Annotated in this window: 14 protein-coding genes; 4 read left to right on the top strand and 10 right to left on the bottom strand. The window is 57.5% G+C overall.

All coding sequences use genetic code 11. From position 1 onward, the window contains the following. Positions 1-65: 65 nt before the first annotated feature. Both serC and ABLU50_RS02830 read right to left on the bottom strand, forming a co-directional pair. Complete coding sequence (gene serC / locus ABLU50_RS02835; protein WP_004201383.1) at positions 66-1,154, bottom strand: 3-phosphoserine/phosphohydroxythreonine transaminase; 1,089 nt, start codon at positions 1,152-1,154, stop codon at positions 66-68. A gap of 188 nt (positions 1,155-1,342) precedes the next feature. Continuing rightward, the gene (locus tag ABLU50_RS02830) at positions 1,343-2,035 is read right to left on the bottom strand and encodes a DUF421 domain-containing protein (RefSeq protein WP_004201382.1); all 693 of its coding nucleotides are present in this window, start codon (positions 2,033-2,035) and stop codon (positions 1,343-1,345) included. Positions 2,036-2,150: 115 nt separating this feature from the next. On the opposite strand from ABLU50_RS02830, the gene ycaO reads away from it, so the two are divergent. From ycaO to pflA, 4 genes are all read left to right on the top strand, one after another. After that, positions 2,151-3,911 carry a 30S ribosomal protein S12 methylthiotransferase accessory factor YcaO gene (ycaO, locus tag ABLU50_RS02825; protein ID WP_023320066.1) on the top strand — a complete coding sequence of 587 codons (1,761 nt, stop codon included), beginning with the start codon at positions 2,151-2,153 and terminating at the stop codon, positions 3,909-3,911. Positions 3,912-4,296: 385 nt separating this feature from the next. Next, complete coding sequence (gene focA / locus ABLU50_RS02820) at positions 4,297-5,154, top strand: formate transporter FocA (protein WP_004201380.1); 858 nt, start codon at positions 4,297-4,299, stop codon at positions 5,152-5,154. A gap of 51 nt (positions 5,155-5,205) precedes the next feature. Continuing rightward, positions 5,206-7,488 carry a formate C-acetyltransferase gene (gene pflB / locus ABLU50_RS02815; RefSeq protein ID WP_004201379.1) on the top strand — a complete coding sequence of 761 codons (2,283 nt, stop codon included), beginning with the start codon at positions 5,206-5,208 and terminating at the stop codon, positions 7,486-7,488. A 191-nt stretch (positions 7,489-7,679) separates the two neighbouring features. Next, positions 7,680-8,420 (top strand): pyruvate formate lyase 1-activating protein, encoded by a 741-nt coding sequence (pflA, locus tag ABLU50_RS02810; protein ID WP_002898145.1) that lies wholly within the window; start codon positions 7,680-7,682, stop codon positions 8,418-8,420. A gap of 162 nt (positions 8,421-8,582) precedes the next feature. Here the strand turns inward: pflA and ABLU50_RS02805 are convergent, their stop codons facing one another. From ABLU50_RS02805 to ftsK, 8 genes are all read right to left on the bottom strand, one after another. Next, positions 8,583-9,731 (bottom strand): MFS transporter, encoded by a 1,149-nt coding sequence (locus tag ABLU50_RS02805; protein WP_004201378.1) that lies wholly within the window; start codon positions 9,729-9,731, stop codon positions 8,583-8,585. 274 nt (positions 9,732-10,005) lie between these two features. Further along, the gene (locus ABLU50_RS02800; RefSeq protein WP_062914568.1) at positions 10,006-10,869 is read right to left on the bottom strand and encodes a dimethyl sulfoxide reductase anchor subunit family protein; all 864 of its coding nucleotides are present in this window, start codon (positions 10,867-10,869) and stop codon (positions 10,006-10,008) included. Between the two features lies 1 nt (position 10,870). Continuing rightward, positions 10,871-11,488, bottom strand: coding sequence for a DMSO/selenate family reductase complex B subunit (locus ABLU50_RS02795; RefSeq protein WP_004201375.1), 618 nt, complete (start codon positions 11,486-11,488; stop codon positions 10,871-10,873). A gap of 10 nt (positions 11,489-11,498) precedes the next feature. Beyond that, a complete protein-coding gene (gene dmsA / locus ABLU50_RS02790) occupies positions 11,499-13,937 on the bottom strand; it encodes a dimethylsulfoxide reductase subunit A (RefSeq protein ID WP_087832929.1) in 2,439 nt (812 codons plus the stop codon). A 198-nt stretch (positions 13,938-14,135) separates the two neighbouring features. Then, on the bottom strand, positions 14,136-15,428 hold the full coding sequence (serS, locus tag ABLU50_RS02785; protein WP_004201371.1) for a serine--tRNA ligase: 1,293 nt from the start codon (positions 15,426-15,428) through the stop codon (positions 14,136-14,138). Positions 15,429-15,519: 91 nt separating this feature from the next. Next, on the bottom strand, positions 15,520-16,863 hold the full coding sequence (rarA, locus tag ABLU50_RS02780) for a replication-associated recombination protein RarA (protein WP_004201370.1): 1,344 nt from the start codon (positions 16,861-16,863) through the stop codon (positions 15,520-15,522). A gap of 8 nt (positions 16,864-16,871) precedes the next feature. After that, positions 16,872-17,483 carry an outer membrane lipoprotein chaperone LolA gene (gene lolA / locus ABLU50_RS02775; RefSeq protein ID WP_004201368.1) on the bottom strand — a complete coding sequence of 204 codons (612 nt, stop codon included), beginning with the start codon at positions 17,481-17,483 and terminating at the stop codon, positions 16,872-16,874. A 122-nt stretch (positions 17,484-17,605) separates the two neighbouring features. Continuing rightward, positions 17,606-21,850, bottom strand: coding sequence for a DNA translocase FtsK (gene ftsK / locus ABLU50_RS02770; protein ID WP_348864534.1), 4,245 nt, complete (start codon positions 21,848-21,850; stop codon positions 17,606-17,608). Positions 21,851-21,895: the final 45 nt, after the last annotated feature.

The raw sequence follows: 21,895 nt of genomic DNA, 5'->3' as shown, positions 1-21,895 counted from the left end.
ACTCTCAAACAAACAGAATAAAAACCCCGCAGACAGGCCGCGGGGAGGAAGAAAGAAACGGGCGATTAACCGTGGCGGCGTTCGAAGTCCAGCATAAAGTCGGTTAACGCCTTCACGCCGTCCAGCGGCATCGCGTTGTAGATGGAGGCACGCATGCCGCCCACCACCCGGTGGCCCTTCAGCGCGTGCAGCCCGGCGGCAAACGACTCTTCAAGGAACAGTTTATCCAGCGCGCTGTCCGCCAGCTGGAACGGCACGTTCATGCGGGAGCGGTTGGCTTGCGCCACATCGTTACGATAGAAGCCGCTGTTATCGATCACGCCATACAACAGTTCGGCTTTCTGCTGGTTGATCTTGTCCATCGCGGCGACGCCGCCCTGCTGTTTCAGCCACTTAAACACCAGACCGGCCAGATACCAGGCGAACGTCGGCGGCGTGTTAAACATCGAGTCATTCTCGCTTAACACGGTGTAGTCGAGGATTGACGGACAGGCCACGCTGGCTTTACCCAGCAGATCTTCACGCACGATAACCAGCGTCAACCCTGCCGGGCCGATATTCTTCTGCGCGCCAGCGTAGATCACGCCGTAGCGGTTGACGTCAATTTCGCGAGACAGAATAGTGGAGGAGAAATCGGCGGTCACGATGACGTCGTCGCCGAAGTTCGGCGTATCGTCAATCGCGATACCGTCAATGGTTTCGTTCGGGCAGTAGTGCAGATACGCCGCGCCCGGCGTCAGCTGCCACTCGCTCATTGGCTTGACCGCGCGCTTGCCGTCGACGGTGATTTTCGCGTCGATGACGTTAGGCGTGCAGTATTTCTTCGCCTCTTTGACCGCGCTGGCCGCCCAGTAGCCGGCGTCCACATAGTCAGCGACGTTTTTATCGCCGAGGATGTTCAGCGGGATCCCGGCGAACTGGCCGCGGCCGCCGCCATGGCAGAACAACACTTTATAGTTGGAAGGGATGTTCAGCAGAGAACGGAAGTCCTGTTCTGCCTCTTCTGCCACCTGGATGAATTCCTTACCACGGTGACTGATTTCCATGACCGACGTACCCAGACCGTGCCAGTCGCACAGTTCCTGCTGAGCCAGTTTGAGTACTTCCGCCGGCAGCATTGCCGGGCCCGAACTGAAGTTATAGACCTGAGCCATTTCCCCTCACCACGTTGCTATGTTGTTTTGCCCGCGAACCGCCGCGGGCATAAGTTATTCCTGTGGCTATCGGTTTTATCATTCAGTGACACGGTCCGCAATGGCTAAAACTCGCCGACGGCAAAACGCGGCGGCCGTCACACAACAGAATCTATCGGCTTGACGTAATAAAACCGACATATTTGCTGTCAGGTGAGCCGTTTCGCCCGGCTGGCCTTCGACCATTCTGCATTTGCGCAGCGGGGACATATTCGCTTTTCTCCCGCCTGCATCGCCATCACGATGCTGCAGCGTACGCAGGCGTAGATCCCTTCCTGAGGAATAGTGGTATAGCGCGTGGTGCAGTGCGTCGGGAGGATCGACAACCCGGCCCTCACCTCGTCATCGGGATAATAAAACACGCTGATCTGGCCGTTGGTTTCAAGGATCGCCAGCCGCACCTGGCCGAGCTGCTCGACGCTGTTGACCCGCAGCTCCATAAAAAATTCGAATTCGGTCATATTTTCCGCATGCAGTTTCTCCCAGGCCAACTGCCCCTCCTCCACCACCACGATAGGTTTCCCCTCCAGCAGATCCTCCAGCTTTTCGCTATGCCCCATCAGCCACATGATGCCGCGATAAAGCAGCGCCAGCGTGACGAAGACCACCAGCACCGGCAACAGCGGGACATCGTCATAAAACGCCACGTCTCCCGCCGCCGAACCGAGGGTCAAAATAATCAGCACCTCAAACAGCGACATCTGCCGCACGCCGCGCCGTCCGGTAATTTTGAGGAAAATAAAGACCAGAACGAAGGTGTAGAGGCTGCGCAGCGCCACCTCGCCGAGAAATTCCACCGGCACTTTATCGAGCGCCATCCGCTGCCAGTCAAAGGCTTTCATTATCATCTCCCTGAGCATTAAAAGATGTCTCTAAGCATAGCCAGATGATGGAGATAGCACCTGTCAGATAAAAGCCGTATCATTGCGCGCTTTCCGTACGACAAAAGTGATCGCCATGACCCAAACGTTTATTCCCGGCAAAGATGCCGCCCTGGAAGATTCCATCGCTCGCTTCCAGCAAAAATTGCTCGACCTCGGATTTGATATCGAAGAGGCCTCGTGGCTGAACCCGGTGCCGCACGTGTGGTCCGTTCACATTCGCGATAAGGAATGCGCGCTGTGCTTTACTAATGGTAAAGGCGCCACCAAAAAGGCAGCCCTCGCCTCCGCGCTGGGCGAATATTTCGAGCGCCTGTCCACCAACTATTTTTTCGCTGACTTCTGGTTAGGCGACACTATCGCTAATGGCCCGTTCGTTCACTACCCGAACGAAAAGTGGTTCCCGCTGACCGAAGACGACGAGGTCCCGGAAGGCCTGCTGGATGCTCGTCTGCGCGCGTTCTACGATCCGGACGATCAGCTGACGGCCAGCATGCTGGTGGATCTGCAATCCGGTAATGATGAGCGCGGCGTGTGCGGCCTGCCCTTTACCCGCCAGTCCGACGGCGAAACGGTCTATATTCCTATGAATATCGTCGGCAACCTGTATGTCTCCAACGGCATGTCCGCCGGCAACACCCGTAATGAAGCTCGCGTGCAGGGCCTGTCCGAAGTCTTTGAGCGCCACATCAAAAACCGCATCATCGCCGAGAGCATCAGCCTGCCGGAGATCCCGGCGGAGGTCATGGCGCGTTATCCGGGCGTCGTGGAGTCGATCGCCAAACTGGAAGCCGAAGGTTTCCCGATCTTTGCCTATGATGGCTCGCTGGGCGGCAAGTATCCGGTTATCTGCGTCGTGCTGTTTAACCCGGCAAACGGCACCTGCTTCGCCTCTTTCGGCGCCCACCCGGACTTCGGCGTGGCGCTGGAGCGTACGGTCACCGAACTGCTGCAGGGCCGTAGCCTGAAAGATCTCGACGTCTTCACACCGCCGACCTTCGACGATGAAGAGGTCGCCGAGCACGCTAACCTTGAAACCCACTTTATCGACTCTAGCGGACTGATTTCCTGGGATATGTTCAAGCAGGATGCCGACTATCCGTTCGTTGACTGGAGCTTCTCCGGCACAACAGAAGAAGAGTTCGCCACCCTGATGGCCATCTTCAAGGCCGAAGATAAAGAAGTGTATATCGCCGACTACGAGCACCTGGGCGTTTACGCCTGCCGTATCATCGTCCCGGGGATGTCGGATATTTACCCAGCGGAAGATCTGTGGCTGGCGAACAACAGCATGGGCGCTCATCTGCGCGACACCATTCTGTCCCTGCCGGGCAGCGAGTGGGAAAAAGAAGATTACCTGGCGCTGATCGAGCAGATGGACGATGAGGGTCTGGATGATTTCACCCGCGTTCGCGAACTGCTGGGCCTCGCCACCGGCAAAGACAACGGCTGGTATACCCTGCGCGTCGGGGAGCTGAAAGCCATGCTGGCCCTGGCCGGCGGCGATCTGGAGCAGGCGCTGATCTGGACCGAGTGGACCATGGAATTCAACGCTTCGGTCTTCAGCGCCGAACGTGCTAACTACTATCGCTGCCTGCAGACCCTGCTGCTGCTGAGCCAGGAAGAGGAGCGTCAGCCGCTGCAATACCTGAACGCCTTCATCCGTATGTACGGCGCCGAGGCGGTCGAAGCCGCCAGCGCGGCGCTGAGCGGGGAAGCGCCGTTCTATGGCCTCCAGGCTGTCGACAGCGATCTGCAGGCCTTCCCGGCCCATCAGTCTCTACTGAAGGCTTATGAAAAACTGCAGCGGGCGAAGGCAGCGTTCTGGGCAAAATAAGCCCTAAGCGCGCCATCGTGGTTGCCAACAACGGAGCCCAATGTGGCTCCGTTGATTTCACCTGACGAGGTGGCCACTATAGTTTGTAGTTGTAAAGTTAATTAATAGTAAATAACGCGCATATAACATTTACCATTCGTTAATTTTAAATAAAATACTCCATATTAATTAACTCAAGAAATGGCGTGAAAACGAAAAAATTCAACATAATTTATAAATTTTAAAATTTATTTTCCTCATAACATTCAATTACTTAATTCAATAAATCACAAAAACCACACACTAAAAAGGCATATAGTTCCGGTGAGATATGATCTATATCAATTTCCCTTCTATAATGCTTTGTTAGTATCTCACCGCCAACTTATATAAAGAGAGAGTTAGTGTGAAAGCTGACAACCCTTTTGATCTTTTGCTCCCTGCCGCGATGGCGAAAGTCGCCGAAGAAGCAGGTGTCTATAAAGCAACGAAGCATCCGATGAAGACCTTTTATCTGGCGATCACCGCTGGCGTTTTCATCTCCATCGCTTTCGTATTCTATATCACCGCGACCACCGGCACTGCCGCGATGCCTTATGGGATTGCCAAGCTTATCGGTGGGGTCTGTTTTTCCCTGGGTCTGATTCTGTGCGTTATCTGCGGCGCTGACCTCTTTACCTCTACGGTATTGATCGTGGTGGCGAAAGCCAGCGGTCGAATTACCTGGGGGCAACTGGCAAAAAACTGGCTCAACGTCTATTTTGGTAACCTGGTGGGCGCACTGCTGTTTGTGCTGCTGATGTGGTTATCAGGCGAATATATGACTGCCAACGGCGGTTGGGGGCTCAATGTCCTGCAGACCGCTGACCACAAAATGCACCATACTTTTGTGGAGGCCGTGAGCCTGGGTATCCTCGCTAACCTGATGGTTTGTCTCGCCGTATGGATGAGCTATTCCGGTCGTAGCCTGATGGATAAAGCGATGATCATGGTCCTGCCGGTAGCGATGTTCGTTGCCAGCGGCTTTGAGCACAGCATCGCCAACATGTTTATGATCCCGATGGGTATCGTAATCCGCAACTTTGCAAGCCCGGAATTCTGGACCGCAATCGGTTCGACTCCGGAAAGTTTCTCTCACTTGACCGTTATGAACTTCATCACTGATAACCTGATTCCGGTAACTATCGGGAACATTATCGGCGGGGGTCTGCTGGTCGGGTTGACATACTGGGTCATTTACCTGCGTGGCAACGACCATCACTAAGGGTTGTTTCAGGCAGTAAATAAAAAATCCACTTAAGAAGGTAGGTGTTACATGTCCGAGCTTAATGAAAAGTTAGCCACAGCCTGGGAAGGTTTTGCGAAAGGTGACTGGCAGAATGAAGTCAACGTCCGTGACTTTATTCAGAAAAACTACACCCCATATGAAGGCGACGAATCCTTCCTGGCTGGCGCGACTGAAGCGACCACCAAGCTGTGGGACACCGTAATGGAAGGTGTAAAACAGGAAAACCGCACTCACGCGCCTGTTGATTTTGACACTGCCCTGGCTTCCACCATCACCTCTCACGACGCAGGCTATATCGAGAAAGGTCTGGAAAAAATCGTTGGTCTGCAGACCGAAGCGCCGCTGAAACGTGCGATCATCCCGTTTGGTGGTATTAAAATGGTTGAAGGTTCCTGCAAAGCGTACAATCGCGAACTGGACCCGATGCTGAAAAAAATCTTCACCGAGTACCGTAAAACTCACAACCAGGGCGTTTTCGACGTCTATACTCCGGACATCCTGCGCTGCCGTAAATCCGGCGTACTGACCGGTCTGCCGGATGCTTACGGCCGTGGTCGTATCATCGGTGACTACCGTCGCGTTGCGCTGTACGGTATCGACTTCCTGATGAAAGACAAATTCGCCCAGTTCAACTCTCTGCAAGCGAAACTGGAAAGCGGCGAAGATCTGGAAGCGACCATCCGTCTGCGTGAAGAAATCGCTGAACAGCACCGTGCGCTGGGCCAGATCAAAGAGATGGCGGCTAAATATGGCTACGACATCTCCGGTCCGGCAACCACCGCTCAGGAAGCTATCCAGTGGACCTACTTCGGTTACCTGGCTGCCGTGAAATCTCAGAACGGCGCGGCAATGTCCTTCGGTCGTACCTCCAGCTTCCTGGATATCTACATCGAACGTGACCTGCAGGCGGGTAAAATCACCGAGCAAGACGCGCAGGAAATGGTTGACCACCTGGTCATGAAACTGCGTATGGTTCGCTTCCTGCGTACCCCGGAATACGATGAACTGTTCTCCGGCGACCCGATTTGGGCAACGGAATCCATCGGCGGTATGGGCGTTGACGGCCGTACTCTGGTGACCAAAAACAGCTTCCGCTTCCTGAACACCCTGTACACCATGGGGCCGTCTCCGGAGCCGAACATCACTATCCTGTGGTCTGAAAAACTGCCGCTGAGCTTCAAGAAATTCGCGGCTAAAGTGTCCATCGATACCTCTTCTCTGCAGTATGAGAACGATGACCTGATGCGTCCGGACTTCAATAACGACGACTACGCTATCGCATGCTGCGTAAGCCCGATGGTTGTTGGTAAGCAAATGCAGTTCTTCGGTGCTCGCGCCAACCTCGCGAAAACCATGCTGTACGCTATCAACGGCGGCGTGGATGAAAAACTGAAAATGCAGGTGGGTCCGAAATCTGAACCGATCAAAGGCGACGTCCTGAACTTCGACGAAGTCATGGAGCGCATGGATCACTTCATGGACTGGCTGGCTAAACAGTACGTCACTGCGCTGAACATCATCCACTACATGCACGACAAGTACAGCTACGAAGCCTCTCTGATGGCGCTGCACGACCGTGACGTTATCCGCACCATGGCGTGTGGTATCGCGGGTCTGTCCGTTGCTGCTGACTCCCTGTCTGCTATCAAATATGCGAAAGTTAAACCGATTCGTGACGAAGACGGTCTGGCTGTTGACTTCGAAATCGAAGGCGAATATCCGCAGTTTGGTAACAACGATGCTCGCGTCGATGACATGGCCGTTGACCTGGTTGAACGTTTCATGAAGAAAATTCAGAAACTGCACACCTACCGCAACGCGATCCCGACTCAGTCTGTTCTGACCATCACCTCTAACGTGGTATATGGTAAGAAAACCGGTAACACCCCAGACGGTCGTCGCGCTGGCGCGCCGTTCGGACCAGGTGCTAACCCGATGCACGGTCGTGACCAGAAAGGCGCTGTTGCCTCTCTGACCTCCGTAGCGAAACTGCCGTTTGCTTACGCGAAAGATGGTATCTCTTACACCTTCTCTATCGTACCGAACGCACTGGGTAAAGATGACGAAGTTCGTAAGACCAACCTGGCGGGTCTGATGGATGGTTACTTCCACCACGAAGCGTCCATCGAAGGTGGTCAGCACCTGAACGTGAACGTGATGAACCGCGAAATGCTGCTCGACGCGATGGAAAACCCGGAAAAATATCCGCAGCTGACCATCCGCGTATCTGGCTACGCTGTACGTTTTAACTCCCTGACTAAAGAACAGCAGCAGGACGTTATTACCCGTACCTTCACTCAGACCATGTAATTCCCTGTCTGACTGAAAAAGCGTACAATAAAGGCCCCACATCAGTGGGGCCTTTTTAACAAGCAATCCCCGCCCTAGCCTGCTTTGCCAGTTATCTATACTTTGGGTATCTGTCAAAACAGACTCGACACAGCCGCTGAGCTGTGCACCAACACGGCCCCGGATGGGCCACATCTGGAGAAAACACCGCAATGTCAGTTATTGGTCGCATTCACTCCTTTGAATCCTGTGGCACCGTTGATGGCCCGGGCATCCGCTTTATTACCTTTTTCCAGGGCTGCCTGATGCGTTGCCTGTACTGCCATAACCGTGATACATGGGATACCCACGGCGGCAAAGAAATCACCGTTGAAGAGCTAATGAAAGAGGTGGTGACCTATCGTCACTTTATGAATGCTTCCGGCGGCGGCGTCACCGCATCGGGCGGTGAGGCGATCCTGCAGGCGGAGTTTGTTCGCGACTGGTTCCGCGCCTGTAAGAAAGAAGGTATTCATACCTGTCTCGATACCAACGGCTTTGTCCGTCGCTACGATCCGGTTATCGACGAACTGCTGGAGGTAACAGACCTGGTGATGCTGGATCTCAAGCAGATGAATGATGAGATTCACCAGAACCTGGTCGGCGTCTCTAACCATCGTACGCTGGAATTCGCCCAGTATCTGGCGAAGAAGAATATCAATGTCTGGATCCGCTACGTGGTGGTTCCGGGCTGGTCAGACGATGATGACTCCGCACACCGCCTGGGCGAATTTACCCGCGATATGGGCAATGTCGAAAAAATCGAGCTGCTGCCCTACCATGAGCTGGGCAAACACAAATGGGTAGCAATGGGCGAAGAATACAAGCTGGACGGCGTCCATCCGCCGAAGAAAGAGACCATGGAGCGGGTAAAAGGCATCCTTGAGCAGTATGGCCACAAAGTGATGTACTAATCCCGTCCGGGCCGGTGAAGCACCTATGCCGGCCTGCAACGGCGTGGGAAGCCGTGTCCGTCCAGCCATTGCCTTCTCATGCAAAGCGACAGGTTGGTTCTGCAGCAGTAAACATAGGTAATTGAAACGGATGACGCGCAGCATACGCTGCGCGTTACAGGATCAGGCATGCGCCACCGGCGTTGGATGATGCCCGGCTTTGCGCAGCAGGGTCAGCAGATAGATAAACGACACGCTGGCGATCATGATAAACAGCAGGTTATCCGAGAAGTTCTGCATCAGCATCGCCGTCAGCGTCGGGCCCAGCAGGCTGCCGATGGTATAGCTCATCAGCAGCGCCTGGTTCATCGCCACCAGCTGATGGTGCTCCACTTTCTCACAGGCCCAGGCCATCGCCACCGGATACAGCGTAAAACCGGATGCCCCGAGTACAAACAGCGCCGGCGCCATTGCCGCCTGGCTGAGCATCGCCAGACATCCCAGAATCACCACAAAAACCTGCACCCGCAGCACCAGCAGGCGACCGTAGCGGTCTGCCAGCCGCCCTACCGGCCATTGGCCGAGGATCCCCGCGCTCACCATCACCGCCATCCAGAAGCCAATGCCGGCGTCGCTGACGCCCTGATGGTTCAGCCACAGCGGCATCAGGCCATACAGCGAACCGAGGACAATCCCCGAGATAATACAGCCATTGACCCCGTGGCGCGCCTGGCGCAGCTTAAGCATCGGCCAGATCCGTACCGTTTCATGCGGCTCTTCGGCCTGCCCCATAATGCGGGTAAACAGCAGCGGCAGGATCGCCGCCAGCGCCAGGCCCGTCACCCACGGCAGGACGCTCATTAAATCAGTGGGTAGTTTACTGACCATCAGTTGGCCGAGTACGGTACCAACGTAATAAACCATCATGTACGCCGCCAGCAGACGACCGCGGCTGCGAGAAGTGCCGCTGCAGACCAGCGCACTTTCCACTACCACCCAAATCATCGCGCAGCCTACGCCGGCGATAAACCGCCAGCTCAGCCACGTCCAGAAGCCCACGGTGATCCCCAGCCCTACGCAGCCGACGGCAAAGATTAACGACGCGAGATAATAGCTGCGGTTAAACCCCAGGCGCTTGATCACCCAGCCGGCAAGCAACGTACCGGCCAGGTTGCCGGTAAAATAAGATGACCCCACCATGCCGACCTGCCAGGTTGGCATATTTTCATGGGCGAGCCACAGCGGGACGAGCGTATTCAGCACCGCTATCGCCAGGGTCAGTAAAAGCAGGCCACAGAGCAGCATTTGCACTGGCCGGGTGTAGATGGTCATGGGTAAAAACCGTGAGGAATGTTCAGATCGCGAGCGCATCATGCCACCGCTAAAAACATTGTCAATCCACCTGAAATCAGGCCTGACGCGGTTTTGCAGGGCACGATAGAAGTTTTTTATCCACAGAAGGGGGAAAGGTGAGGCAACAAATAATACGCTATTGTTTTTCTTAATTTATTAATAAATCCCGGCGTTAATTTCAGTCGAAAAATTTCATCTATCAACAGCACGTTTTCATCATGCCGGCACGCCTGCGCCGGCATGATGAGGCTGATTAACTGGCGATAGCCATCCCGACGGTCATATGCAGACCATAGAATACGCCGCGGCCAATCATCTCTCCCGCCAGCACCAGAACAAACGCCAGGCCGAGCAGCGAGAGCGCCGGCTTGCGGCCGCGAATCTGCGGCACGCACCAGCAGGCCAGGGCCAGCGCCAGCAGCACCACGCGCCAGGCCATAAGCAGCCCATAATCCGGCACCAGGGCGGAGGCCTGCTGAATTGAGCTGCGGATAGTGGCGAGTTCAATCCCCTGCATCAGGACCACCACAATACTCGCCAGCAGCGCCAGCAAAGTGACCACCGGCAGCAGGCGCATCGCCCAACCGTCGACGCCTGCGACGCGCAGCAGCAGATAGCCCAGCAGCGGGCCGCCGATAAACAGCGTCAGGAAGAAGCTCAGCGGCGTCCAGACGGTATACCAGGTCGGCACCGTGTCGATGGTGTTATAGACCCGCACCATCATCCAGACGAAGATCACCCCCAGCGCCATGGTCACTACCAGCCACAGGCTACGCAGTCCGGCAGGCAGCTTTTTGCACACGGCCAGCAGCCAGCCAATCCCGCCAATGGCGAAGAAGATCGCCCCGCTGGCTATCTCATTACTCAGCGACGAGGCCCCCACGCGATTGAGCGAATTAAAGGCCCGCAGCGGCGAACCGAGGTGCATTGTCGAGGCGATAAACCCAACCCCCATCAATACCCACAGGCCGAACATGCTGCCCACGACGCGCTGCTCCTGCTCACGGGAAAGCTTGCCCGTCATCAGCGCCAGCGCCAGGACGATGAAGCCGCCCGCGACGCACTGGCCGAAGACCGTAAAGATCATCAGCGGCCATTCATGCCATCCGTTTCCCATCTCACACCTCCTTCGGGTTCGCCAGGTAACCAGTGGTATCGCCACACGGCCGGGCATTGGCGTTAGGTTTGATCACGATGCTCGGCCGGGTAAAGTGCGCCGAAGGCAGCGGCGCCACCGCCGCCAGCTGGCCGTGCTTAGCGCGCAGTTCGGCAATCGGCCCGAAATCGAGCGCCCGCAGCGGGCAGGACTCGACGCAGATCGGCTTTTTCCCTTCGGCGACGCGCTCATGACAACCGTCGCACTTAGTCATATGGCCTTTATCGGCGTTATACTGCGGCGCGCCGTACGGACAGGCCATATGGCAGTAACGGCAGCCAATGCAGACCTCTTCGTTGACCACCACAAAACCGTCTTCGCGCTTGTGCATCGCACCGCTCGGGCAGACTTTGGTGCAGGCTGGATCTTCGCAGTGGTTACAGGCGATGGAGAGGTAATAGGCGAACACGTTCTGATTCCAGACGCCGTTATCCTCCTGCCAGTCGCCGCCGGCATATTCATAGATGCGGCGGAAGCTGACCTCCGGGGTCAAATTTTTGTAGTCCTTACAGGCCAGTTCGCAGGTCTTGCAACCGGTGCAACGGGCGGAATCAATAAAAAATCCATACTGAGTTGTCATCGGTTACTCCTTACAGCTTCTCAACCTGGACGAGGTTGGTATGCGACGGGTTGCCCTTCGCCAGCGGCGAGGGGCGCTGGGTGGTCAGCACGTTAATGCTGCCCGCCTGATCCACGCGCGAGGCGTCCGGGTTATACCAGGCCCCTTCCCCCAGCGCGACGACGCCCGGCATCATGCGCGGCGTCACCTTCGCTTCGATATGCACTTCCCCACGGTCGTTGAAGATACGAATGCGATCGCCGTTGGCAATGCCGCGCTGGCGGGCATCGATCGGGTTAATCCACATCTCCTGCCGGCAGGCGGCCTTCAGTACATCGACGTTGCCGTAGGTCGAGTGGACGCGAGATTTATAGTGGAAACCGGTGAGCTGTAGCGGGTATTTTGCCGTCAGCGGATCGTTGTAGTTTTCGAAACCCGGGGTGTAGATCGGCAGCGGATCGATAACATCCCCTTCCGGCAGCTCCCAGGTGGCGGCGATTTTCGCCAGATCCTGCGAGTAAATTTCGATCTTGCCCGAAGGCGTGGTCAGCGGATTAGCCTGCGGATCCTCACGGAAGGCTTTGTAGGCCACATGATGACCTTGCGGATCGCGCTGCTTATAGATGCCCTGCTGACGGAAGGTGTCGAAATCCGGCAGGTCGGGAATCGCTTTGCGCGACTGCTCATACAGATAGCGCATCCAGCCTTCCTGGGTACGGCCTTCGGTAAATTTCTCCTCAACGCCAAGGCGCTTCGCCAGCTCGCTGGTCATCTCATAGATGGTTTTACATTCGAAACGCGGCTTAATGGCCTGGTCGGCAAAGATGACGTAGGACATGTTGCCGCAGGAGGCATCTAGCGCGAAATCCATCTGCTCAGAGGCGGTGCAGTCCGGCAGCAGAATATCGGCGTATTTCGCTGACGAGGTCATATGACAGTCGATGACCACAATCATCTCGCACTTCTTATCGTCCTGCAGGATTTCGTGGGTGCGGTTGATCTCAGAGTGCTGGTTGATCAGGCAGTTGCCCGCATAGTTCCAGATCATTTTGATCGGCACATCGAGCTTATCTTTGCCACGCACCCCATCGCGCAGGGCGGTCATTTCCGGACCACGCTCAATCGCATCGGTCCACATAAACATCGAGATGCTGGTCTGAACCGGATTCTCCAGCGTCGGCATACGTTCAAACGGCAGGCTGTAGGAGCCCTCGCGCGCGCCGCTATTGCCGCCGTTGATCCCGACGTTACCGGTCAGAATGGCGAGCATCGCGATAGCCCGGGTGGCGATTTCGCCGTTGGCATGACGCTGCGGCCCCCAGCCCTGGCTGATATAGGCCGGTTTAGCGGTGGCAATTTCCCGCGCCAGTTTAACAATGCGTTCGCGCGGAATACCGGTAATGGTCGAGGCCCACTCCGGCGTTTTGGCGATACCGTCAGTGCCCTCGCCAAGAATGTAAGCTTTGTAATGACCATTGGCTGGCGCACCGGCGGGCAGCGTTTTCTCGTCGTATCCCACGCAGTATTTATCGAGGAACGGCTGATCGATCAGATTCTCGGTGATCATCACCCACGCCAGACCCGATACCAGCGCCGCATCGGTGCCGGGGCGAATCGGGATCCATTCATCTTCGCGTCCGGCGCCGGTGTCGGTATAGCGCGGATCGATAATGATCATCCGGGCATTGGATTTCTGGCGCGCCTGCTCAAGATAGTAGGTCACCCCGCCGCCGCTCATCCGCGTTTCCCCGGGGTTGTTGCCGAACAGCACTACCAGCTGGCTGTTTTCAATATCCGACGGGCTGTTGCCATCTGCCCAACCGCCGTAGGTGTAATTCAACCCGGCAGCAATCTGCGCGGATGAATAGTCGCCGTAATGATTGAGATACCCGCCGCAGCAGTTCATCAGACGGGCAATCAGGGTTTTCCCCGGCGGCCAGGAGCGGGTCAGCGTGCCACCCAGCGTGCCGGTGCCGTAGTTCAGATAGATGGACTCGTTGCCGTAGTCTTTAATCAGCCGCTGCGTCGTGCTGGCGATGATATCGAAAGCCTCTTCCCAGCTGATTTGCTCGAATTTACCCTCACCGCGTTTACCTACGCGCTTCATGGGGTATTTCAGCCGATCGGGGTTATAAACCCGGCGGCGCATAGAACGTCCGCGCAGGCAGGCGCGCACCTGATGCAGGCCGTCATAGTTATCGTCACCGGTATTATCGGTTTCAACGTATTTAATCGCGCCATCCACCACGTGCATGCGCAGCGGGCAGCGGCTACCGCAGTTGACGGTGCAGGCGCTCCAGACCACCTTCTCACTGGCCGGGGCTGGCGTGTCGGCGGCATGGGCCATACGGGAAAAGGGTAACGTTAGTGCGTTGCTGGCCAGCGCCAGGCCGCCTATTGCCGTGGTTTTCATCAGACCACGGCGGCTTACCTCAGCAGCCAGTAAAGCATCGGGGGCTTTAATTTTCATGGATACTCGCTTTGGTTGCTCACAATAAACTGATAAGCGCTATATAGTCATATATATAATGCTTTGAAATATTATTGGTTTTTTATGCTGATTTAATCCAAAGGGAGTATCACTGCATTCGCGGAAGGGATTATTGCCCGGTATCAATAAGGGTGTAAAAAAAGCGCCCGCAGGCGCTTTTAAGGGAGAAGGTAAAAATTAACCGATATATTCGAGGCCGCGCATATACGGGCGCAGGATTTCCGGGATCTCGATACGGCCATCGGCCTGCTGATAGTTTTCCATCAGCGCCACCAGCGTACGACCAACCGCCAGGCCAGAACCATTCAGGGTATGAACGAGACGGGTCTTCTTGTCGGACTTGCTGCGGCAGCGAGCCTGCATACGACGCGCCTGGAAATCCCAGACGTTAGAGCAGGAAGAGATCTCACGGTAGGTGTTCTGCGCCGGAACCCACACTTCGAGGTCATAGGTTTTGCAGGCGCTGAAGCCCATATCGCCGGTGCACAGCGCGACCTTACGGTACGGCAGGCCCAGCAGCTGCAGCACTTTCTCGGCGTGGCCGGTCATCTCTTCCAGCGCCGCCATGGAGTCTTCCGGACGGACAATCTGCACCATCTCAACTTTATCGAACTGGTGCATACGGATCAGACCGCGGGTGTCGCGACCATAAGACCCCGCTTCGGAACGGAAGCACGGCGTATGGGCGGTCATTTTGATCGGCAGATCGTCTTCATCGATAATTTCATCACGCACCAGGTTGGTCAGCGGCACTTCCGCCGTCGGGATCAGCGCGTAGTTGCTGCTGTCAGCCTCTTCTTCCAGCGGACGAGTATGGAACAGGTCGCCGGCGAATTTCGGCAGCTGGCCGGTGCCATACAGGGTGTCCTGGTTTACCAGGTACGGGACATAGTTTTCGCTATAGCCATGCTGTTCAGTGTGCAGATCCAGCATGAACTGCGCCAGGGCGCGGTGCAGACGGGCCAGCTGGCCTTTCATCACCACGAAGCGCGAACCGGTGAGCTTAACGGCGGCGGCAAAATCCAGCCCGCCGTGCATTTCACCCAGCGTCACGTGATCGCGCACGTCAAAATCGAACTGGCGCGGCGTGCCCCAGCGGCTGACTTCAACGTTGTCGTTTTCGTCACGGCCAACCGGCACGTCATCGTGAGGAATATTCGGGATCGCCAGCGCGATATCGCGGATTTCCGCCAGCAGCGCTTCCAGCTCGGATTTTGCGGCATCCAGCTGTTCGCCGAGTTTGTTCACTTCCAGGCGTAATGGCTCGATGTCTTCCCCGCGCGCTTTCGCCTGGCCAATGGATTTCGATCGGGAGTTGCGCTCCGCCTGCAGGTTTTCAGTTTGCACCTGCAGAACTTTACGACGCTCTTCAAGCGCGCGAAGTTTATCTACATCCAGCTTAAAGCCCCGGCGTGCCAGTTTTTCTGCGACTGCGTCTGGCTCGGTACGCAGCAGATTGGGATCGAGCATGCTTATCCTGTGCTTATCGAATTAAAAAAAGAAAAGTGGCCGCAGGCTACGGCCACGGAAATAGTGTAATAACCTTACCGCAACGCCTCAATTAGCGGTAGCGTTTTATCGGGCTATTTTGATCCTGTTCAGCGAGCCAGGCGAGCTTTTCGCCAATTTTGCCTTCAAGCCCCCGGTTTGTCGGGTGATAATAGCGCGTTTGCGCCATTTCCTGCGGGAAGTACTGCTCGCCGGCGGCGTAGGCGTTAGGTTCGTCATGAGCGTAGCGATACTCCTGCCCGTAGCCCATCTCTTTCATCAGCTTCGTCGGCGCATTGCGCAGATGCACCGGAACGTCATAGTCCGGACGGTCTCGCGCATCGGCCAGCGCCGCTTTAAAGGCGGTGTAGACCGCATTGCTCTTCGGCGCGCAGGCCAGATAGACAATAGCCTGGGCAATCGCCCGTTCGCCTTCCGCCGGCCCGACGCGGGTGAAGCAGTCCCACGCCGAGATGGCCACCTGCATCGCCCGCGGGTCGGCGTTGCCGACGTCTTCCGAGGCAATCGCCAGACAACGGCGGGCAACATACAGCGGATCGCCCCCGGCGGTGATGATCCGCGCGTACCAGTAAAGCGCCGCGTCCGGCGCGCTACCGCGCACCGACTTATGCAGGGCGGAAATCAAATCGTAGAAACGGTCGCCTTTATTATCAAAGCGCGCGCTGCGCTCGCCGGCGATCTCGGTCAGCAGTTCCGCCTTCAGCACCCGCTTGCCCGCATCATCGCTCTCGGCCATATCGGCCATCATTTCCAGGGTATTCAGCGCCCGCCGCGCGTCGCCGTTCACCAGTTCGGCGATGGCCCTGCGGGTCTCATCCGGCAAAACGATATCCTGGCCGCCGTAGCCACGGGTTTTATCGTTCATCGCCTGGTCAAGCACCCGCTCGATATCGTCGGTAGTGAGCGATTTCAGTAAATAGACGCGGGCGCGGGAGAGCAGCGCTGAGTTAAGCTCAAAGGAAGGGTTTTCGGTGGTCGCGCCAATAAAAGTGATAGTGCCATCTTCAATATGCGGCAGAAAGGCATCCTGCTGGCTTTTATTGAAGCGATGCACTTCGTCAACAAACAGAATCGTTCGTCGGCCGGCGTTGCGATTCTGCCGCGCGCGCTCAATGGCCTCGCGGATCTCTTTCACCCCGGAGGTCACCGCCGAGATCCTTTCGACATCGGCGCTGGCATAACGGGCGATAACTTCCGCCAGGGTAGTCTTGCCGGTACCCGGCGGCCCCCAGAGGATCATCGAATGCAGGTGCCCGGCTTCGATCGCCCGCGGCAGGGGTTTGCCCGGCGCCAGCAGGTGCTGCTGGCCAATATACTGCGCTAAATTTTCTGGCCGCATGCGAGCGGCCAGAGGTTGAAACGCGTTGTCGGAAAAATCGAGCGACAGATTGCTCACTTTCGCCTCTACTTACGTTGATCGTCCACCGTCACCCCTTTCGGCGGCGTAAAGGTGAACTTAGATGCGTCGACGGCGCCGTTCTGCTGCGATTTCAGCTGATAGCTGCTGCGCTGATCGTCCTGCTCGACGGCGCTGAACTGATGGATGGTGCCGTCCCGACCGACGTTGATCGTGAACTGCTTCAGGTTGCCGCTGCCGCTTTTCGGCGTCAGCACAAAATCATCGCCGTTTTGTTTGATATTGTACTGCTGCCAGTCGCTGGACTGGTTGCGGGCAATCAGCATAAACGGCGTGTTGCTGGTGGCGTCTTTCAGCCAGGTCGCCGTGGCCTGCTCGACGAACGGGTTATAGAACCACAGGGTTTTACCATCCGAAACGAGGACGCTCTCATCCGGCTGGGTCATATGCCAGTTAAACAGATTCGGGCGTTTTACCCACAGGTCGCCCTGTCCGTCCTGCACGGCGTTACCGCTGCCGTCGGTGACTTTTTGCGTGAAGCTGGCATGGAAGCTGCTCACTTTATCAAGACGGCTTTTTAAGTCACTGGCCGCATCTGCCCAGACCTGGCTGACGACCATACCAGACAGTAATGCGCAGGTGATTGCGAGTTTTTTCATTGTTCTTCCTTAATGTGCGTCACTCCCGACGCGGGAGCCTCTTCTGCCCCTAATGTAGGACCGCCGACGGCGGCGGGACAGAAGAATTGGCTGATTTTGCGCTTATTTACCCAACTTTGCACTCATTCAAAGGGCGGCGGCGCCAGTACTTCGCGGTTACCGTTATGGCCCTGCTCGCTGACAATGCCCTGCGCTTCCATCTGTTCGATGATACGCGCGGCACGGTTATAGCCAATGCGGAACTGGCGCTGCACCCCGGAAATCGACGCTTTACGCTTCTCGGTCACAAAGCTGACCGCCTGATCGAACAGCGGATCCAGCTCTTCACCGCCGTCGAAACCACCGCCGCCGCCTTCGCTTTCGCTGTCGGAGGTAATGCCGTCAACATACTGCGGACGACCGCGGGCTTTCCAGTCCTGAACCACAGCGTGGACTTCCTGGTCGCGAACAAACGCCCCATGGACGCGCACCGGCGTGGTGGAGTTCGGCCCGGAGTAGAGCATATCCCCCATCCCCAGCAGCGATTCCGCACCACCCTGATCGAGAATGGTACGCGAGTCAATTTTACTCGACACGGTAAAGGCGATACGCGTCGGAATGTTGGCCTTAATCAGACCGGTAATGACATCCACCGACGGACGCTGCGTCGCCAGCACCAGGTGGATCCCCGCCGCACGCGCTTTCTGTGCCAGGCGAGCGATCAGCTCTTCCACCTTCTTACCGACGGTCATCATCAGGTCGGCGAATTCGTCCACCAGCACCACTATGTACGGTAGCTTTTCCAGTACCGGGTGCACGGCGTCCATACTGTCGCCTGGCTTCCAGTATGGATCCGGGATCGGACGGCCCATGCGTGCCGCTTCAGCAATCTTCTCGTTATAGCCCGCCAGATTACGTACGCCCAGCGCCGACATTAGCTTGTAGCGACGCTCCATCTCGTTGACGCTCCAGCGCAGCGCATTGGCGGCGTCTTTCATGTCGGTGACCACTTCCGTCAGCAGATGCGGAATACCTTCGTAGACCGACAGCTCGAGCATTTTCGGGTCGATCATAATGAAACGCACATCTTCCGGCTGCGCTTTGTAGAGCATGCTGAGGATCATGGCGTTGACGCCGACTGACTTACCGGAACCGGTGGTACCGGCCACCAGCAGGTGCGGCATTTTCGCCAGATCGGCCACCACCGGATCGCCGGCGATGTCTTTACCCAGCACCACGGTCAGCGGCGACGGGTTATCACGGAACTTGCTGTTGTCGAGCACTTCACGCAGGTAGACGGTCTGGCGCTTTTTATTCGGCAGCTCAAGCCCGACATACGGTTTACCCGGGATCACTTCCACCACGCGCACGGCGACCGTGGACAGCGAACGCGCCAGATCCCGTGACAGGTTAGAGATTCGCGCCGCTTTGACGCCAGGCGCCAGATTCAGTTCGAAGCGGGTGATCACCGGCCCCGGCGAGTAGTTCACCACATCCGCTTTAATGCGGAAATCGGCGAGTCGCGCTTCCACCAGTCGTGCCATCTGCTCAAGAGCAAAGGTATCGACCGGCTCGACTTCACTGGGCGGCGGCGTGAGCAGATCCAGCGACGGCAGCGGAGTTGTCGGCTTTTGCAGCGGTCGACTATCGCCATTGCGCATCAGCAGCGGGTGGATCAGGCTCTCCTGCGGCGCAGGCGCGGCAGGCTGGTGCCCCTGCGGGGCAACCGGCTGTTGCGGCTGCACGGGCTGCTGCGGCACTGGCTGAGGGTTTACCGGCTGGTGCTGCGCAGGTTGATAACCCTGCTGCGGAGCGGCGGCCGGTTGTTGATAGTGCTGGGCTGGCTGCTGCGGCTGTACTTCCGGTGTCGGCGTAAACAGCGGCTCGCTCGGACCCTCATTGACCAGCGTTTTCATCGGCGAGAATTCATAATCCGCCGGCGAGAACGGATTAGCGCCCGGCGGCTGCTCGGAGGCGTAGCGCTGCTGCTGGGTGGCGGCAAACTGGCGCGCCAGCTCCGCTTCCGCCGCGGCATCGGCGTCATCGTCATCAGTCGCGTTATCGTCTTCCCAGCGATGGCCATAGCGCTGCTGTTGAGTGGCGGCGAACTGGCGAGCCAGCTCATCCTGCTCCATAGCATCCGCTTCCTCATCCGAGAGCAGCTCATCATCATAATGGGGGTCGCGCTCGGCCTGCCGCGCGCGCTGTTCAGCTTCCCGCTGCGACGGTAGCTTGATGCCGTAGGAGGCCAGTTCCCGACGCGTCGGGACGCGAACGCGATTTGGCCGCGGTAGTTTTGGACCAATGCCCTCTTTCACCTGGACCCGCGGTCCGCTGGAGGCCGGGCTGAACAATGGCGCTGTCGCTGCGGACGCGGCGGTCGCCGTCTTCGCAGCGGCTGCGCCGCCGCTGGCAGCCGTTGCCTGATGCACTCCTGCCGCCACCGCAGAAACTACGGTTGACTCCACGGGCGGTTTGGACGGCGAGGCGGGCGGCGTCAGCGGTTTGGTGGCGATCGGACTTTCCTGCTCCGGAATAGGCTGATACCAGGAAGCCAGCAGCTCGCGTTCGCGCGCCCGCTTCTCTTCCACTTCCTCGAAATAATAGAGCGGCGGACGTTTCACTTCTTCCTGCACGACCTCAGGCTCTGGCTGCGCGGCAGGTACCGGCGCGGGCTCAGGCTGATACGCCTGCGGCGCAGGCTGACCGGCATGCGGATCGTAAGCCGGCTGCTGATACGGTGCAGGTTCGGGTTGATACCCCTGCGGCGCAGGCTGAGCAACATGTGGATCGTAAACCGGCTGCTGATACGGCGCCGGCTCTGGATGATACCCTTGCGGCGCAGGCTGGACGGCATGCGGATCGTAAACCGGCTGCTGATACGACGCAGGCTCGGGTTGATACCCCTGCGGCGCAGGCTGGACGGCATGCGGATCGTAAACCGGCTGCTGATACTGCACTGGCTCAGGCTGATACCCCTGCGGTGCCGGCTGACCGGCATGCGGATCGTAAGTCGGCTGCTGATACGGCCCAGGCTCGGGTTGATACCCCTGCGGAGCCGGCTGACCGGCATGCGGATCGTAAACCGGCTGCTGATACGGCGCAGGCTCGGGTTGATACCCCTGCGGAGCCGGCTGACCGGCATACGGATCGTAAACCGGCTGCTGATACTGCACTGGCTCAGGCTGATACGCCTGCGGTGCCGGCTGACCGGCATGAGGAGCATAAGCAGGCTGCTGATACGGTGCCGGCTCTGGCTGGTAGGGCTGCGGCGGGTAACCAGCTTCCGGCTGATAAACCGGCGCAGCGCCCTGATGACCAGCCGGTGATTCGGCCCACGGCTGCGGCGCGGCAGTGGCCGCCGCCGCTGCGCCCACCGGCTCAGCGATACTCTGGCCGTTCAGCAACGGATCGTAAGGGTCGAAATCGCCCGGGCGCGCGGCGCTGGCGCCGGAGAACAACACATCATTCTCTGCGGGACGCGCGGCGCTGGCGCCGGAAAACAGTACATCGTCGGCGGCAACAGGCGCACCGCTGGCGCTGTACTGCACTGCCTCTTCCCCGTCATCCATCCGTTTGCCGGAGAAAAGCGCCGCGTCGGTTTTACGCCCCATGGGGTTGGTAAACTTCTCAGCGAGACGTTTACGCCGCGCCAGTGCGCTGCGCAAGATACGGGCGCGACGCGACTCCTGGGGGGTTGCCGCCTCTTCGTCGTCGTACTCTTCATCGTCGTCTTCGTATTCGCCTTCATCGACCCAGGTATCATCCCGACGGGTACGATTGCTGGCAAAGGTGAGCACGGACAGGATGCCGCCGCCCAGTTTTTCCGCAATGCTGACCCACGACCAGCCGGTAAACAGCGTCAGGCCGGCCGCCCAGATGCACAACAGCGCGATGGTGCCGCCGCTGCTGTGCAGCAGCGGTTGCAGGGTGGTGCTCAGCAGGCTGCCAATCACCCCGCCAGAGGCGAAGTACCAGATATCATCGGCGTTAATCGCCGCCAGACCGCAGGAGGTCAGGATCAGGGCTAACGCACCGATGAGGCGCAGAGAAACGGCGAAATAATCAATATATTCGTCATTTTCCTGATGCCGCCAGGCAAACCAGCATCCGCCGATGATGATCACCGGGATGGTGTAGGCCATGACGCCAAAAATGAAAAAGAGGGTATCGGCAAGCCACGCGCCGGGGGGGCCGCCTAAATTATGGATAGGCTCATGCCATGCCGTTTGCGACCAGCTCGGGTCCGAGGGGTTAAAGCTCAGTAATGCCGCCATCAGCCAGATGGCGAAGAGGGAGCAAAGGATGAGCATCGCCTCGAGGAGTCGGCGCCCGCTGCTGAGTTTGGTAAGTTTGACTTCTTTGTCTTCGGTGTATTCCTGGCTCAAGAAAGGCTCTCCAGGTATCAGGCTGTTTCCTGCCTGCTGCTAAAA

The sequence above is a fragment of the Klebsiella sp. GG_Kp173 genome (assembly GCF_040062415.1).
Lineage (GTDB): Bacteria > Pseudomonadota > Gammaproteobacteria > Enterobacterales > Enterobacteriaceae > Klebsiella > Klebsiella quasipneumoniae.
The sequence above is the reverse complement of the archived record's forward strand: the minus strand, read 5'-3'. Positions and strand labels throughout refer to the sequence as shown.

What these genes read in the sequence shown, in the direction of transcription:
- serC (WP_004201383.1), bottom strand. Translation starts at nt 1,154, where the DNA reads ATGGCTCAGGTCTATAACTTCAGTTCGGGCCCGGCAATGCTGCCGGCG.
- ABLU50_RS02830 (WP_004201382.1), bottom strand. Translation starts at nt 2,035, where the DNA reads ATGAAAGCCTTTGACTGGCAGCGGATGGCGCTCGATAAAGTGCCGGTG.
- ycaO (WP_023320066.1), top strand. Translation starts at nt 2,151, where the DNA reads ATGACCCAAACGTTTATTCCCGGCAAAGATGCCGCCCTGGAAGATTCC.
- pflB (WP_004201379.1), top strand. Translation starts at nt 5,206, where the DNA reads ATGTCCGAGCTTAATGAAAAGTTAGCCACAGCCTGGGAAGGTTTTGCG.
- pflA (WP_002898145.1), top strand. Translation starts at nt 7,680, where the DNA reads ATGTCAGTTATTGGTCGCATTCACTCCTTTGAATCCTGTGGCACCGTT.
- ABLU50_RS02805 (WP_004201378.1), bottom strand. Translation starts at nt 9,731, where the DNA reads ATGACCATCTACACCCGGCCAGTGCAAATGCTGCTCTGTGGCCTGCTT.
- ABLU50_RS02800 (WP_062914568.1), bottom strand. Translation starts at nt 10,869, where the DNA reads ATGGGAAACGGATGGCATGAATGGCCGCTGATGATCTTTACGGTCTTC.
- ABLU50_RS02795 (WP_004201375.1), bottom strand. Translation starts at nt 11,488, where the DNA reads ATGACAACTCAGTATGGATTTTTTATTGATTCCGCCCGTTGCACCGGT.
- dmsA (WP_087832929.1), bottom strand. Translation starts at nt 13,937, where the DNA reads ATGAAAATTAAAGCCCCCGATGCTTTACTGGCTGCTGAGGTAAGCCGC.
- serS (WP_004201371.1), bottom strand. Translation starts at nt 15,428, where the DNA reads ATGCTCGATCCCAATCTGCTGCGTACCGAGCCAGACGCAGTCGCAGAA.
- lolA (WP_004201368.1), bottom strand. Translation starts at nt 17,483, where the DNA reads ATGAAAAAACTCGCAATCACCTGCGCATTACTGTCTGGTATGGTCGTC.